This is a genomic window from Nonomuraea sp. NPDC000554 (assembly GCF_040300065.1).
In the GTDB taxonomy this organism is placed as follows: Bacteria; Actinomycetota; Actinomycetes; order Streptosporangiales; family Streptosporangiaceae; genus Nonomuraea.
The window spans coordinates 145,978-160,896 of the sequence record NZ_JBEPDC010000009.1; the positions used below are offsets into that span (position 1 = coordinate 145,978).

11 protein-coding genes are annotated in these 14,919 nt (G+C 71.9%); 4 read left to right on the top strand and 7 right to left on the bottom strand.

What is annotated here, in order from left to right:
* Positions 1-116: 116 nt before the first annotated feature.
* Positions 117-2,120 carry a catalase gene (locus ABT294_RS19260; RefSeq protein ID WP_350807299.1) on the bottom strand — a complete coding sequence of 668 codons (2,004 nt, stop codon included), beginning with the start codon at positions 2,118-2,120 and terminating at the stop codon, positions 117-119.
* 67 nt (positions 2,121-2,187) lie between these two features.
* Between ABT294_RS19260 and ABT294_RS19265 the strand changes: the two genes are divergently transcribed.
* Positions 2,188-2,841 carry an HAD family hydrolase gene (locus ABT294_RS19265; RefSeq protein WP_350807302.1) on the top strand — a complete coding sequence of 218 codons (654 nt, stop codon included), beginning with the start codon at positions 2,188-2,190 and terminating at the stop codon, positions 2,839-2,841.
* Here the strand turns inward: ABT294_RS19265 and ABT294_RS19270 are convergent.
* The 3 genes from ABT294_RS19270 to ABT294_RS19280 all read right to left on the bottom strand — a co-directional run bounded on the left by ABT294_RS19270 (position 2,834) and on the right by ABT294_RS19280 (position 6,546).
* On the bottom strand, positions 2,834-3,157 hold the full coding sequence (locus ABT294_RS19270) for a DUF5709 domain-containing protein (RefSeq protein WP_350807303.1): 324 nt from the start codon (positions 3,155-3,157) through the stop codon (positions 2,834-2,836). The two genes, ABT294_RS19265 and ABT294_RS19270, sit on opposite strands and share 8 nt — an antisense overlap.
* Before the next feature lie 95 nt (positions 3,158-3,252).
* On the bottom strand, positions 3,253-4,791 hold the full coding sequence (locus ABT294_RS19275; protein WP_350807305.1) for a gamma-glutamyltransferase family protein: 1,539 nt from the start codon (positions 4,789-4,791) through the stop codon (positions 3,253-3,255).
* 27 nt (positions 4,792-4,818) lie between these two features.
* Entirely contained in the window at positions 4,819-6,546 is a 1,728-nt protein-coding gene (locus ABT294_RS19280; RefSeq protein ID WP_350807306.1) for an ABC transporter ATP-binding protein, read from the bottom strand.
* Positions 6,547-6,614: 68 nt separating this feature from the next.
* Between ABT294_RS19280 and ABT294_RS19285 the strand changes: the two genes are divergently transcribed.
* Positions 6,615-7,034 carry a MarR family winged helix-turn-helix transcriptional regulator gene (locus ABT294_RS19285; protein WP_350807308.1) on the top strand — a complete coding sequence of 140 codons (420 nt, stop codon included), beginning with the start codon at positions 6,615-6,617 and terminating at the stop codon, positions 7,032-7,034.
* 6 nt (positions 7,035-7,040) lie between these two features.
* Here ABT294_RS19285 and ABT294_RS19290 read toward each other — a convergent pair whose 3' ends face one another.
* Complete coding sequence (locus ABT294_RS19290) at positions 7,041-8,021, bottom strand: amidohydrolase family protein (RefSeq protein WP_350807309.1); 981 nt, start codon at positions 8,019-8,021, stop codon at positions 7,041-7,043.
* 72 nt (positions 8,022-8,093) lie between these two features.
* A complete protein-coding gene (locus ABT294_RS19295) occupies positions 8,094-9,251 on the bottom strand; it encodes a PucR family transcriptional regulator (RefSeq protein ID WP_350807310.1) in 1,158 nt (385 codons plus the stop codon).
* A 100-nt stretch (positions 9,252-9,351) separates the two neighbouring features.
* Here ABT294_RS19295 and ABT294_RS19300 point away from each other — a divergent pair, with 100 nt between their 5' ends.
* Positions 9,352-11,457 carry a M6 family metalloprotease domain-containing protein gene (locus tag ABT294_RS19300; protein WP_350807311.1) on the top strand — a complete coding sequence of 702 codons (2,106 nt, stop codon included), beginning with the start codon at positions 9,352-9,354 and terminating at the stop codon, positions 11,455-11,457.
* A 121-nt stretch (positions 11,458-11,578) separates the two neighbouring features.
* A complete protein-coding gene (locus tag ABT294_RS19305) occupies positions 11,579-14,050 on the top strand; it encodes an ATP-binding protein (RefSeq protein ID WP_350807312.1) in 2,472 nt (823 codons plus the stop codon).
* Here the strand turns inward: ABT294_RS19305 and ABT294_RS19310 are convergent.
* Entirely contained in the window at positions 14,031-14,903 is an 873-nt protein-coding gene (locus ABT294_RS19310) for a hypothetical protein (RefSeq protein WP_350807315.1), read from the bottom strand. The two genes, ABT294_RS19305 and ABT294_RS19310, sit on opposite strands and share 20 nt — an antisense overlap.
* Between the last annotated feature and the right edge of the window lie 16 nt (positions 14,904-14,919).

Sequence of the window (14,919 nt, forward strand, 5' to 3'; positions counted from 1 at the left end):
ACCATCAGAATCTGTCCCTTCGTGTTCGAACGGGCACGCTGAGTATCCCATGGCGGCGCGGCCTCAGTGAACGGCCGCCTCGCCCTGTTGATAGGGCGAGGCGGCCGGGGTTGCGGTCAGGCGGGGAGGGTGGTGACGTCCCTGTCGAAGAAGCGGTGGGCCGCCACCGCCTCCGCGAACGGCTGGGCGATGTCGTCGCCCTTCACCACCCCCTGGTCGCCCGGCAGCCGCGCCGCGTCCAGGAGCAGCGTGCCCGTCCCCACCGCGCCGATCGCCTTGCCGTGCTTGAAGGCCTCGGCGACGAAGAACTTGGCGCGGCCCAGCTGCGACAGCACGGCGCCGTCCGAGGCCACCACCGCGTCGTAGACGACCGAGTTGACCGCGCTGAGCTGCCGGTCCACCGGGACGTCCGCGACCTTGCCCTCGTGCGGCGCCACCACCTCGCAGACTGCGCCCTGCTCCTCCAGGCGCTGCCTCAGCGCCTTCACCGCCCCCGCGTCCGTGCCGTCGGCCATCAGGATGGCGATCTTGCGGGTGGCCACGCTCCTGGGCTGGTCGGCCTGGCTGAGCGCGAGCGAGGCCGTGGCGTGGACCCGTGCGCCCTGCGGCGCCCGCAGGCCGAGCCCGCGCGCCACCTGCGACGCCAGGTCGGGGTGGATGGACGCCAGGTGGCCGACAACGCCCTCCTTGATGGTCCTGCGCTCCACGTGGCCGAGCTCGAACAGGAACGCGGCGACGATGTGCTCTTTCTCCCAGGACGACATGCTGTTCCAGAACAGCGTGGCCTGGCTGTAGTGGTCGTCGAAGCTGGGGCTGCGCTTGCGGATCTTGGAGCCGTCCACCCGCTCCTGGTAGTGGCGGTAGCCTTCGGTGGCCGCCGGGTGGCCGCCGCTGATCGAGTTGGGCGCGTAGCTGGTGCGCGACTCGTGGATCAGGTGCTGGTGGAAGCCGTCGCGCTGGTCGTTGCGGACGTCCGCGAGCGGCCGGTTGATCGGGATCTGCGGGAAGTTGGGCCCGCCCAGCCTGAGCAGCTGCGTGTCCAGGTAGGAGAAGAGCCTGCCCTGCAGCAGCGGGTCGTTGGTGAAGTCGATGCCCGGCACCACGTTGCCCAGGTGGAAGGCCACCTGCTCGGTCTCGGCGAAGAAGTTCTGCGGGTTGCGGTTGAGCGTCATCTTCCCGATGGGCCGCAGCGGCACCAGCTCCTCAGGGATGATCTTCGTCGGGTCCAGCAGGTCGAACTCGAAGTCGTGCTCGGACGACTCGGGCACGAGCTGCACGCACAGGTCGTACTCGGGGAAGGTGCCGCGTTCGATCGCCTCCCACAGGTCGCGGCGGTTGAAATCGGGGTCGTTGCCCTGAATGCGCAGCACCTCGTCCCAGACCAGCGAGTGCGTGCCGAGCTTGGGGCGCCAGTGCCACTTCACGAACGTCGCCTCCCCGGCGGCGTTCACGAGCCGGAACGTGTGCACGCCGAAGCCCTGCATCATGCGGAAGCTGCGCGGGATGGCCCGGTCGGACATCAGCCACATCACCATGTGCAGCGTCTCGGGCTGGAGCTGGACGAAGTCCCAGAAGGTGTCGTGCGCCGACTGTGCCTGCGGGATCTCGTTGTGCGGCTCCGGCTTGACCGCGTGCACGAAGTCGGGGAACTTGACCCCGTCCTGGATGAAGAAGACCGGGAAGTTGTTGCCGACCAGGTCGAAGTTGCCCTCGCTGGTGTAGAACTTCGTGGCGAAGCCGCGCACGTCCCGCACGGTGTCGGCGGAGCCGCGCGACCCCCCGACGGTCGAGAACCGCACGAATACCGGCGTCTTGACGGAGGCGTCGGTGAGGAACCGGGCGCTGGTCAGGTCGGTGAGCGGCTCGTAGAGCTCGAACTCGCCGTACGCGCCGGCCCCCCGGGCGTGGACGACGCGCTCGGGGATGCGCTCGTGGTCGAAACGGGTGATCTTCTCCCGGAAGTGGAAGTCCTCCATGATCGTGGGCCCGCGCAGGCCCGCCCTGAGCGAGTTGTCGGTGTCGTCGACCCGGACGCCCTGGTCGGTGGTCATCGGGAGATCGTCAGCGGGAACGCGGTGCTCGTCGAGCTGCCGGTTCTTGGCGTCGTCGCCCTGCTGCATGGAAGGTCCCCTTCGAGAGATGCGGATTTGATCCGTAAAGTGGGGGGACGACCGACTTGGAGGTTTGATGATCAAGGCAGTGGTGCTCGACGTGGGTGAGACGCTCATCGACGAGACGCGTATCTGGTCGCGCTGGGCCGACCGCCTGGGCGTGAGCGGGTTCGTGATGATGGGCGCGCTCGGCGGGATGGCCGCCCTGGACCGTTCCCACCGCGACGCCTTCGAGCTGGTGCGCCCCGGCCTGGACATCGAGGCGGAGCTCGCCGCCTGGGCCCGCGACGAACCCGACAGTCTGCGCAACCACTTCGACGCCGACGACCTCTACCCCGACGTCCGCGAGGCGCTGGGCGCCCTGGGGCAGGCCGGATACCAGGTGATCGTCGCGGGCAACCAGCCCGCCAGGGCCTACGACGCGCTGATCGCGATGGACCTGCCGGTCGACTCGGTGCACACCTCCGAGGGCTGGGGCGTCTCCAAGCCCGCGCCCGAGTTCTTCGCCAGGGTCGCCGAGGTCGCGGGCCGCGAGCCCGGCGAGATCCTCTACGTCGGCGACCGGCTCGACAACGACGTGCTGCCCGCCGGCAGGGCGGGCATGCGCACGGCGCTGCTGCGCCGCGGCCCGTGGGGCTACCTGCACGCCGAGCGGCCGGAGGCGAAGGCCGCCGACGTGATCGCCGACGATCTGCACGCCCTGCTGCCCGCCCTGGAGCGGCTCAGCTGAGGTCTTCATCGCGGTCGACGCGGACGGCGCGCTCCTCGGCGGAGAAGTCTCCGCCGTCCTCGCCCCAGTCCTGGCCGACCTCGTCCTTCTCGGTGTCGGATCCCAGGCCCTCGTCGGGCTGGGTGATCCGGTGCCCGGCCCGGGGCGCGTGCGCGCGCTCCGGCTTCTCCCAGCGCAGCCGCTCGTCGAGCGTGTACGCGTGCCCGGGGTCGTTCTCCGCGATCTCGTGCCGGAGGCCCAGGTCGTCGTTCCACTCCTCGACCTCGATCCACTGCTCGTCGCTGTAGCCGTATCGGTCCGGAGGTTGTTCGGTCATACGTCGCTCTCTACCCAGCGACCAGTCGCGAATCCTCTGACTTGGCATCCTTTGGGCCGGGACAGCCCATCCTTGTCCCGTGCGGTCCAACGGGGCTAGCGCCCGATCGCCGCGCCGATGACGGCGCGCGGGTCGGCGGCTCCGGCCAGCATCCCGTCGGGGCGGACGTCGATGAGGTGGGCGTGGCCGAACGCGCTCCCGTACGGCAGCGGGGCCACCTGATGGCCGAGCGCGGCCAGGCCGTCCGCCCAGGACGCGCCCTCCTCCAGCTCCAGCCCCTGGCCGTCGGGGGTGTCCCAGGTGTCGAAGCCGTTGCCGGTGCTCAGCTTCCAGCGGGGCGCGGAGACGGCCTGGCCCGGCGACTGCCCGTGCCTGAGGAGCCTGGTGATGATCTGGAGCAGGATCTGCGGCTGCGCGTCCCCGCCCATCGTGCCGACGACCGTGCGCAGCTCCCCGCCCGGACGGGTGATCAGCGCGGGCGCCAGCGTGTGCGGCGGGCGGCGGCCCGGCCCGTACTCGGCGGGATGGCCGGCCTCCAGGGAGAAACCGATGCCGCGGTTGTGGAGGTTGATCCCGGTACGGGGTTCGAAGAGCATGCTGCCGAAGCCGGACGCGTTCGACTGGATCAGCGAGACGCCCAGGCCGTCGCCGTCCACCGCGCACAGGTAGGTCGTGTCGCCGGCGCCGGCGGGGGCGCGCAGGCGCAGTCTCGCGGTCGGGGCGACCAGCGTCCGCCGCCGGGCGATCTCACCGGGGGACAGGACGTTCTCCGCGCCCTCGTGGAGCACGGCCGGCCGGTCGTGGCCGGAGACGCGGGCGGCCTCCGACAGCAGGTGCGCCCACCCGGGGTGGCGGGGATCGGCGGGCAGGTCCAGGCCGTCCAGGATGGCCAGGGACATCAGCAGCAGGTAGCCCTGCGAGTTCGGGGGCACCGACCAGACGTCGTGGCCGAACGCGCGCACCCGCAACGGCTCGGCCCAGTCGGCGTTCGGCTTGGCCAGGTCGGACTCCGCGTACTCGCCGCCGCCGAGCTCCATCAGGCCCTCGCCGAACTCGCCCAGGTAGAAGGCGTCGCGGCCGCCCGCTCCGATGGCTTCGAGGGCGCGCGCCACGCCGGGCCTGGACATGCGGTCGCCCGCCGTCAGGGCCCGGGCGAAGTCGCCGCCGCCCGGCCGTTGGGCGGCGGCCCGTGCGCCGGGGATCATCAGCGGGGAGACGGGGAAGCCGTCGCGGGCCAGCCGGGCGGCCGGTCCGAGCAGGTCGGCGAGGGGGAGACGGCCGTACCTGGCGTGCAGGGCGAGCCAGCCGTCCACGCAGCCGGGCACCGGAACCGACCTGACGTCGTGCTGGTGCGGCATGCGCCGATGCCCCTGGGCGCGCAGCCGGGCCGGGTCCGCCCCGGAGCCGGCCCGGCCGGACGCGTTCAGCGCGGTCACCGTCCCGTCGTGGACGAGCGCGAACAGGTCGCCGCCCAGCCCGCACATGTGCGGGGCGACGACGGCCAGGACGGCGTTCGCGGCGATGGCGGCGTCGGCGGCCGACCCGCCGCGGTCGAGCGCCGCGACCCCGGCGGCGGACGCGAGGTGGTCGACGCTGCACACCATGCCGGATGGGGCGTATCGGGTGTTCTGCACGCTACCGAGAGTACGTCCGGACGCCGCTCACACCAGCTCCAGGTCTCTGTTCACCAGGGCGGCGTAGTGGGCGCCGCGGGCCATCAGGTCGTCGTGGGCGCCGCGTTCCACCACCTCGCCGTGGTCCAGGACGACGATCTGGTCGGCGTCCCTGACCGTGGACAGGCGGTGCGCGATGGTGATCGTGGTACGGCCCTTGGCGAGGGCGTCGAGGGCCTCCTGGACGGCCCGCTCCGTCTGGGTGTCCAGGGCGCTGGTGGCCTCGTCCAGGATCAGGACCGGCGGGTTGCGCAGCAGCGTCCTGGCGATGGCCAGGCGTTGCTTCTCGCCGCCCGAGAAGCGGTAGCCGCGCTCGCCCACCTGCGTGTCGTAGCCGTCGGGCAGGGAGGCGATGTGGTCGTGGATGCGGGCGGCGCGGGCGGCGGCCTCCAGCTCCTCGTCGGTGGCGGTGGGCTTGGCGAAGCGCAGGTTGTCGGCGATCGAGGCGTGGAACAGGTACGTCTCCTGGGAGACCACGCCGACGGTGTCGGCCAGCGTGTCGAAGGTGAGCTCGCGGACGTCCACGCCGTCGATCGTCACCCGGCCGCCCGTGACGTCGTACAGCCTGGGCAGCAGGTAGCTGAGGGTGGTCTTGCCCGAGCCGGTCTCGCCGACGACGGCCAGGCTGGTGCCCGCCGGCACAGTGAGGTCCACGCCGGTGAGGGTGGGCGTCTCGCCATAGGAGAAGTCGACCTGCTCGAAGCGGACCTCGCCGCGCACGTCCGGGAGCGTGCGCGTGCCGGGGTGGATGTCCACCGGCAGGTCCAGGTACTCGAAGATGCGGCCGAACAGCGCGAGCGAGCTCTGCACCTCGACGCCGAGCCGCAGCAGCGACACCGCGGGCCGGAACATGCCGGCCTGGAGCGTGGTGAAGGCCACCAGGGTGCCGACGGAGATGCTGCCGGTGTAGCCCACGGCCCAGTAGATGAGCGCGGGCATCGCGGCCATCACGATCTGGATCGACGACTGCCGCCAGCGGCCCGCCATGCTGGAGCGGACCTCCAGGTCGGCCAGCTCGCCGGACGCGCCGGTGAAGCGCCGGGTCAGTTCGGGGGAGCGGCCCATCGTGCGGCCGAGCAGGATGCCGCTGACCGACAGCGACTCCTGGACCATGGACGCCAGCCCGGCGAGCTTGCGCTGCCGCTCGGCCGTGATGCGCCTGCGCTCCTTGCCGACCTTGCGGCTGATCCACACGAACAGCGGCAGCAGCAGGAGCGAGACCACGGTCAGCCGCCAGTCGAGCGCGATCATGGCCACGATCGTGGCGATCACGCTGGTGAGGTTGGAGATGATCGAGGTGGCGGTGGAGGTGACGACCGACTGCATGCCGCCGATGTCGTTGGCGATGCGCGACTGGACCTCGCCCGTCCTGGTGCGGGTGAAGAAGGCCAGCGACATGCGCTGCAGGTGGCTGTAGACGGCGGTGCGCAGGTCGTGCATGACGCGCTGGCCGACGGTGGTGGAGATCAGGGTCTGGAGCACGTCGAAGACGCTCGTGGTGACCGCCACCAGGATCATGCCGAGCGCGAGCAGCGTGAGCAGCCCGGCGTCGCGCGCCGGGATCGCCACGTCGAGCACCTCGCGCAGCAGGAACGGCGAGGCCAGCGAGACCAGTGACGACAGCAGGATGAGGGTGCCCACCAGGGCGAGCCGGGTGCGGTAGCCGTGGAAGAGCTTGACGATGCGCCTCAGCGGCGCGCGGGGTTCCTCTGCCAAGTGCGGCTCCTTTCAGATGTAGGCTCAAACAGAGGCTAGCTCATAGTTATTCCGGCTAAACTTCTGCCATGGAGGACGTCGAACTGTCCGAGCTGATGCACCGGGTCAGCCGCAGGCTGCGGCACGGCTACGTGCGCCGCCTCGAACCCCTCGGCCTGAGCCCGGGGCAGGCGCGGGCGCTCAGGGTGCTCGCCGACGCCGGCAGGCCGCTCAGGATGGTCCGGCTCGCGGAGGAGCTGCGCATCGTGCCGCGCTCGGTCACCCCCGTGGTCGACGCGCTGGAGGAGGCGGGCCTGGTGCGCAGGGAGGCCGATCCGGCCAGCCGCCGCTCCACGCTGGTCGTGCTCACCGACGAGGGGCGGCAGGCGGACGAGAGGTCACGCGAGGCGCGCAGGCAGGCGGGGCGCGAGCTGTTCGCAGTGCTCTCCGACGAGCAGCGCTCGCAGCTCGCGGCGCTGCTGGACCAGGTGGACGAGCAGTTCCGCTGAAGCGGGTCAGGTGATGGCGCCGCCGACGACGGTGGCCAGGCAGGGCGGCTGGGCCAGGAGAGCCGCGTACGGATGACGCCCGCCGGCGTCGAACACGGCGAAGTCGGCGCGGCTGCCGGGGCCCAGCGAGCCGATCCTGGCCGCGCCCCGGTGCAGGCCGAGCGCCCGTGCCCCGCCCGAGGTGGCGGCCTCGACCAGCCTCCGGTCCAGCTCCCGCACCCGGGAACCGCGCCGCCTGGCCTGCTCGCGGATGGCGTGGGCCTGCCCGAGGAGCCCGGTGGCGCCGCTGCCCAGGGCCACGCGGTTGCCCTCGTCGAAGAGGGCGAGGAAGTCGTCGGCGGCCGCCGGGCACACGGCCGCCACGCTGCCGCGCAACCTGAGCAGCTTGCGCTCGCCCGGGTCGAGCGGCCTGGCGCAGGCCACGTGGCAGTGCGGGCCGAGGACGCCCGCCTCGTCCAGCGCCGCGAGGGAGTGCCGGCCGGCGTCCGCCAGCAGGCGCAGGCCGAACGTCCTGGCCAGCACGGCGACATCCTCCAGTACCTGAGGGTCGGGCGTGTGCGCGGCGACGCCGACGGCGCACGGCAGGTCGGCCTCGCGGATCGCGGTGATCAGCGCGTCGCGTCCGGACTCCTCCCAGTCGTGTTCTGAGCGGCACGCCACCCGCACGTACGCCACGCCCGCCAACCCGGCGGCTTCGGCCAGGTCCGTGACGACCTCGGCCCGCGCCGTCACGCCGGGGCCGGGAGCGGAGGAGCAGGCGTCGACCAGCCCGGCGACGACGGTTCCCGGCCAGCGGTGCTCGCGGACGACCGGCAGGGCCGCCAGCAGGTCGCTTCTGGCTCCGACCCGCAGCACCCGGTCGCCGCGCACGGCGACCGCGCCGTCGCGGACGGGCTCGGCGCTGATCGGCAGCACCAGCGGGGCGGAGTGGAGGACGACCGGCGCGGGCGTGCGCTTCCGCAGAACCGGCCTGGCACGAGACGGCATCGGAGCTCCCCGTCGGATCATCTCCTTCTGGGCAATACTCGGCATTAAACGTGAGCCCGGCCAGGCACGCAATCAGCTCGCCGGCCCCGCCTCCCTGGGCCGGTAGCGGCCGGACAGGCGGGCGAGCTTGAGACTGAGGTGCAGCGCGAGCCGCTCGCCGCCGTCGCTCAGGTCGGTGCGGGCCAGCTCCTGCACCCGCCGCAACCGGTAGTACAGCGACGTGCGGTGCAGGCGCAGCGTCCTGGACGTGGCCACCGCGCTGCCCGCCAGGTCGAGGTACGTCTCCAGCGTCTCCAGCAGCGGCAGGTGCTGGTCGTCGTCGAGCAGCCGGTCCAGCCCTGGGTGCAGCTCGTGGTCGGTCAGGTGGGTGAGCATCCGGTAGACGCCCAGCCGCGCCCACTCCGCCGAGCGGCCGAGACCGGGCACCCTGGCGGCCACCTCGGCGGCGTGCCGCGCCTCCTTGTACGAGCCCGACGCCTCGGCCAGCGCCGGTCTGGCCCTGCCGATCCCGACCACGACCGGCACCGACATGGCCGCGTGCACCTCCTCGGCGGCCACGGGCACGCCCGCGACCAGCAGCGCCGCGTGGTCGTAGCGGACGAGGTGCAGCGGGTGGTGGGCGCTCAGCCGCCGGCGCAGCGCGAGCAGGCCCTGTTCGAGCGCGAGCCGCAGCGCCTGGTCGGGCTCGTCCGACAGCGGCCTGGCCACCAGCACGGTCACCGGCAGCCCCTGCGGGAACGCCCCCGCCTCGATGAGCTGCCTGGCCGCGTCGCGCTCGCCCATCAGCAGCCCCTTGACCGCCTCCAGCTCCCTGTGCGAGGCCAGCCCCGTGGCGAGGCTCTCGTGGAACAGGGCCAGCGCCAGGGCGGGGGCGGTGGCGGCGGCCTGGGCGATCTGCGCGTCGGACATGGCCGGGTCCACGTCGATGAACCACAGGAAGCCGAGCAGCGCGGCGTCGTGCCGCACCGGGACGCAGACGCGCGGCAGCAGCCCGAGATGCGGCGCGCCCGAAGTGCGCAGCGGGGCGGGCGCGTCGTGGATGCCGGCGTCGCGCAGCCACTGGCGGATCTCGGGCGTCGTGTGCCTGCGCAGGATCGAGTCGCGGCGGATGTCGTCCATGGCGCCGCTCTGCTCGCTGTAGGCGACGACGCGTTGCAGCCGGTCTTCCAGCAGCAGCGGCCGGTCGAGGCGCGCGGCCAGCTCGTCCACGGTTCGTTGGAGATCAGCCACCACTCCACCTGCGTGTTTCAACAAATGTCGGAAAGGTTCCTACGATTCTTCCCTACAGCTGATCGATGATCTCCGTCAACATCGTCTATACCGTCAAGCCGTGAACGCCCCGAAGAAGCTGCTGAAGGGCCTGCTGGCGGCCATCGTGCTGATCCCGGTGAGCCTCATGGCGACCCCCGCTTCCGCAGCACCCCCCAGCGACCCCGAACACCCCTGGCGCCAGGACCACTGGCCGCAGACCCAGCCGTGGCAGAGCGACGCGCCGGACGAGGCCCAGGCGTTGCGTGGCCGTCCCACCGGCGGCGTCAAGCCGATCGACCCGCAGAACTGGGAGAACCCCGACCACATGACGTGGGCGGACTACAAGAAGGTGCCGGGCACCAACTGGAACGACCCGGGCGTCAAGGGTTCCAAGCGCACCTTCAAGGGCGCGCTGGTGCTGCTCGACTACCCGAACCAGCCGTTCGTCGTGACCCAGCCGCAGAACTCGACCATCTTCCGCAACCCGAGCGCCGAGGCGCACGACATCCCGCGCGACCAGGTGGCCCGGTTCTACCAGGACTTCCTGAACACCCCCAACCAGCTCAACAAGGGCCACACCATCCACGAGTACTGGATGGAGGACTCGGGCGGGCGCTACGGCGTCGAGCTGACCGGCTTCGGCCCGTACCAGATGCCGGGCAAGGACCACGAGTACGCGATGGAGTTCCAGGGCGGCACCGGCTGCCCGGCGGGTGACTCGTGCAACAAGAACCTGCGCACCGACGGGCACAACGCCTGGGTCGGCGCCATCGGGGAAGAGGCCGCCAAGCAGTTCGACTTCGTCTTCTACCTGAGCGCCGGCCAGGACGAGTCGTCCACCTGGCAGGAGTTCGGAATAATGAAATTTCCGAACAAGGAGGACGTGACCGACGAGTGGGGGCCTGACGACCCCAACCTCCCCAACTGGGTCAAGACCCGCTACGTCGACTGGACGTCCTGGCAGGCCGGATCGACCTTCTGGCCCAACGCCAACATCGGCGTCGACTCCGTCCAGGCGGAGAGCTCCGGCATGGCCGTCTACGCCCACGAGCTCAGCCACATCCTCGGCGTCCTGGACAACTACAACAACCCGTACGGCGTGCCGGCCCGCCGCGCCTACACCGGCATCTGGGAGATGCTCAGCCGCGGCAGCTTCAACGGCCCCGGCGGCCCGCACTCCCGCTGGCTGATCCCGCCCACCGCGGGCGCCTCGATGGGCGCCCAGCACATGCTCCGCAACAAGATCAAGCTGGAGATGGTGGACGAGCAGAACGTGCTGCGCCTGTCACGCGAGGCGCTCGACGAGTCCGGCCTGGTCACCGCCAGGGTCATCGCCCGCGCGGTGAAGCCGGGCAAGGACGAGCTGTCGGGTGTCAACATCGCCTTCGACACCGGCGACAAGAGCCCGGCGTGCTCCACCCAGACCGAGCCGCTCTGCGACGGCGGCGGCTACGAGAACTACACCGTCGAGGTCGTGGACCGCGTCGGCACCGACTCCTTCACCCCCGACTCCGGAGTCCTGCTGGCCAAGACCAAGAACCAGGACCGCGCGCCGTTCGAGTGGGTGATCGACGCCAACCCGCAGGACATCGGCATGACCGACTACGTCAAGCCCGACGGCACCAAGGTCCCGATCACGATCGGCGACTACCGCCAGCTGTCCGACGCGCTCTTCCACGCCGGCACCGGCTCCGGCAGCCAGTACGAGTACGTCGACCAGGCCAACCGCCTGCACTTCTACATCACCGACCTGAAGCGCGACCGCGACGGCACGCTCTCCTACACGGTCGCCATCCGGTCCCTCGACGGCGCGGGCCCGCAGCGGCGCGGCGTCAGGCTGCTCCCCGGAGCCGGCGTCCCCACCGGCCAGAACCTGTCCACCTGCACCTTCCCGCTGTTCAACACCGGCAAGGCGGCCCCCGCCCAGGGGCAGCACCCGGAGGACGTCAGCGCCTACCTCGACTCCGACGTCTACCGGCTCAAGGCCGAGGTCCAGGGCAAGGGCTGGACCGCCCAGGTGCCCAACGCGCTGGCCTCCGTCGCCTTCGGCAAGCAGGCGATGGTCACGGTCAACGCCGCGCGGGACGCGGGCGCCGACAGGCTCGCCAAGGTCAAGCTCACCGCCACCTCGGAGAGCGACCCGTCCAAGACGATGACCGCCACCTGCCATGTGATCGGTCTTTGAGTGAACGTTGGGGTACGGCTGGCGCGGGCCGTGCCCCATCGGCTTGAATCACCCCCGAAGGGGGTGTGAGGTGACAGCCCAGCTTCCGGACAAACCGCCACAGAGGCGGAGGAAGATCCCAGTGGTTGCGCCCGTGTCCGCGGGCATCGCGGCCGCGGCCGCCAGCATCCTGGCGGCGTCCGTGGATTGGGACATCCCACCCATAGCCAAGGTCGGCGTGACGCTCACCGCCGCGCTCCTCGTCGGGCTCACCACCTGGGCCACCACCGAGCGCCCCCGGGGGGAGAGCGCCGCCGGCGAGCCGCCCTCCCTCGCGCCCGACCAGTGGCCGCCCGTCCCCGAGCACTTCACCGGCCGCGCCGAGTCGCTCGCCAGGCTGCGCGCCGTCTTCGGCGCGCGCAGGAAGGCCCGCGACGTCGCGCCGCCGCTCGTGGTCTCCCTGTACGGCAGGGGCGGCGTCGGCAAGTCGGCGCTCATGGCCAGGTTCGGGCAGGAGGTCGCCGAGTGGTTCCCCGACGGACGCCTGCACGCCGACCTGCGCGGCGGCGTGGACGCCCCGGTACGTCCCGACGAGGTGCTGATCGGGTTCCTGCGGGCGCTCGGCGTCCGCCTGACCACCGACCCCGGCGGCCTGGACGAACTGCGCAAGCTCTGGCTCACCTGGACCAAGGGCCGCAAGATCCTCATCGGCCTCGACAACGCGCACGGCGCCGACCAGGTCGAACCGCTCATCCCGGCCGAGCCCGGCTGCGCGGTCATGGTCACCTCCCGCCAGCCGCTGTTCCTCAACGGCACCCACGACACCCAGCTCGGCGTCTTCAGCGAGGCGCACGGTGTCGAGCTGCTCGCCAGGCTCGCCGGCGGCGCGCGGGTGGTGGACGACCTCGACTCGGCCAAGGAGATCGTCAGGCTCTGCGACTACCTGCCGCTGGCGATCAACATCTGCGGCGGCAGGCTCGCCACCCGCGAGCAGTGGACGCTGCGCCAGATGGCCGACCGGCTCGCCGACGAGCGCCGCCGCCTGGACCAGCTCGAACTGGCGCAGACGGTCGACAAGAGCGTCCGCGCGTCGGTGCAGCTCAGCTACGACGACTGCACCGGCATGCAGCGCCGCCTGCTGCGCCTGCTGTCCGGCCTCACCTCCCCGGACGTGCCGGGCTGGGTGGCGGGCGAGCTGCTCGACATCTCCGGGCTCGACGGCGGCGACCAGCTCGAAGCGCTGATCGACGCCCAGCTCGCCGAGTGCTCCGGCACCGACCAGACCGGCGCGCTCCGCTACCGCCTGCACGACCTGGTCAAGGTGTTCGCCGCCGAACTGGCCGAGGCCGACGAGCCCGACCGGCGCAGGGCCGCCTTCGAGCGCGTCCTGCACGGCTACCGCCGCCGGGCCGAGGAGGCCGCGCAGGACCGCTGGCCGCAGGATTGGAGCAGGGCGGGCCGCCGCTCCAGCGCCGAGGTCCAGGTGCACGCGGGCGACTGGCTGAACGCCGAACGGCTGACCCTGATCGCCATGGTCCACCTGGCCAGGCAGCTCGACCTGTGGGAGCTGACCTGGGGGCTCGCCAGGGCGTTCTGCTCGCTCTGCCACTCGCTGCGCGCCTACTGGGCCGACTGGCACGCGATGGCCGAGATCGGCTGCGAGGCCGCGACCCGCACCGGCGACCGGCGGGCGCTGGCCATCTCGCTGCTGGACCGCGCCGCCGTCCAGGCCGGGCTGGGCGGGCACGAGCAGGGACGCGCGGGCGCCGAGCGGGCCCTGGAGATCTTCACCGAGCTGGGCGAGACCTGGTGGGCGGCCAGGGCCACGCGCACCATCGGCATGACGCTGTTCAGCGACGGCCACCTCGACCGCGCGCAGCAGTACCTGATCGGCGCGATCGCCGCCTTCAAGGCCGAGGAGGACCTGTGGTGGCTGGCCCGCACCCAGCGCAACCTGGCCGAGCTGCGGCTCGCGGAGCGCCGCCCCGAGGAGGCCAGGGAGCTGCTGGAGGACTCGCTCGCCATCTTCAAACGCGACGGCAACCGCTACTCCGAGGCGCAGACCCTGCGCGCCTACGGCGAGGTGCTGGCCGCCCAGGCCCGCGGCCTGCACAGGGACGGCGACCACCGGGCCGCCCAGGACGGCTTCACCAGGGCGGGCTTCAGCCTAGACCGCGCGGCCGAGATGTTCAGGCAGCGCGGCGAACTGTGGGAGGAGGCCCGCTGCCTGCGCGCCGCCGGTGAGGTCGGCGACCCGTCGAACCTGTTACGCGAGCTGGACTTCGTCCGCCGGGCAGAGGAGATCCTGGTCGCGCTCGGCGACTCGTGGGGCGTGGCCCGCACCGCGCTCTCCTCAGGCCGGGCCCTGGCCAGGCTCGGCAGGATCGCGGAGTCGGAGGCCGCGCTGCGCCGCGCCGTCCAGGCGTTCGAGGAGCTGGACGACCGCTGGTGGATGGCGCTCAGCCTGCGCTACCTGGGCGAGGCCCACCTCGACGCGGGGGGCCCGCGGGCGGCGGTGGAGCCGCTGGAGCAGGCCCGCGAGATCTACCGCAGCCTCGGCAACGAGGCCGGCATGCGCCGGACGCTGGAACTCCTCAGGAGAGCGGCGCCCTGACCAGCTCGCCCGCCGCCCGCCTGGCCATGTCGATGCTCTCCTCGAACATCCTGCGCACGTGCGCGGCCTGGTCGGCCAGCCGCGCGATGTGCACGTGCGCCAGCTCGTCGCGGACCGTGTCGGCGACCAGCTGCTGGTAGTCGGGCGTCCTGGCGGCCAGCGCCTCCAGCCGCATGTGCGCGTGGTAGACCCGGTCGGCCCTGCGCACCTGCTTGGCGTACTTCTCCAGGTTCCGGACGCGTTTCGCCAGGGACGTCCAGGCGGCGTCGAGGGCCGAGGCGTACGGCTTGAACGCGTCCTCCATGCCCGTCGGCAGCTCACGCGGGACCAGCCTGCCGTGCTCGGCGTGCATGGCCGCCAGCCGCGCCAGCCGCTGGGAGATCTGCCACTCCTCCTCGGGCAGCGTCACCTGGTTGTCGATGGTGTCGATCAGTCCGGCCCTGTTCACGTCCGAGCTGAGGATCGCGTCGACCGCGTTCTGCGCCCGCCGCAGCAGCATCTGGCACGGGTAGTCGAGGTCCTCCGGCAGGACGTACCGATGGGCGTGCTCCCTGGCGAGCTCCAGCCGCCGCTTGGCGGACCGGTTGGAGGAGTCCACCGCCATCCAGCGGGTCAGCCCGAAGATGCCCAGGCCGACCCCGCCCACCAGCATGACGCCCGACCTGCTGAGGAGCCACAGGAGCAGCATCAGACCCGGCACCACGAGCAGCCAGGTGGCGGCCGAGGACGACTTCGCCTGCTGGCCGGTTCTGGCCATGCGCAGCACATGTGGGCTGGACCGCAGCTGGGCCGAGATCTCCGGGGGCAGCGTCGGATCTGTCACCATCCTCGGGAGCAGCGCGCGTGGATACATATGTTCATGCTGCGTT

Coding starts and splice junctions, on each gene's coding strand:
- ABT294_RS19260 (WP_350807299.1), bottom strand. CDS start 2,120: ATGCAGCAGGGCGACGACGCCAAGAACCGGCAGCTCGACGAGCACCGC.
- ABT294_RS19265 (WP_350807302.1), top strand. CDS start 2,188: ATGATCAAGGCAGTGGTGCTCGACGTGGGTGAGACGCTCATCGACGAG.
- ABT294_RS19270 (WP_350807303.1), bottom strand. CDS start 3,157: ATGACCGAACAACCTCCGGACCGATACGGCTACAGCGACGAGCAGTGG.
- ABT294_RS19285 (WP_350807308.1), top strand. CDS start 6,615: ATGGAGGACGTCGAACTGTCCGAGCTGATGCACCGGGTCAGCCGCAGG.
- ABT294_RS19290 (WP_350807309.1), bottom strand. CDS start 8,021: ATGCCGTCTCGTGCCAGGCCGGTTCTGCGGAAGCGCACGCCCGCGCCG.
- ABT294_RS19310 (WP_350807315.1), bottom strand. CDS start 14,903: ATGTATCCACGCGCGCTGCTCCCGAGGATGGTGACAGATCCGACGCTG.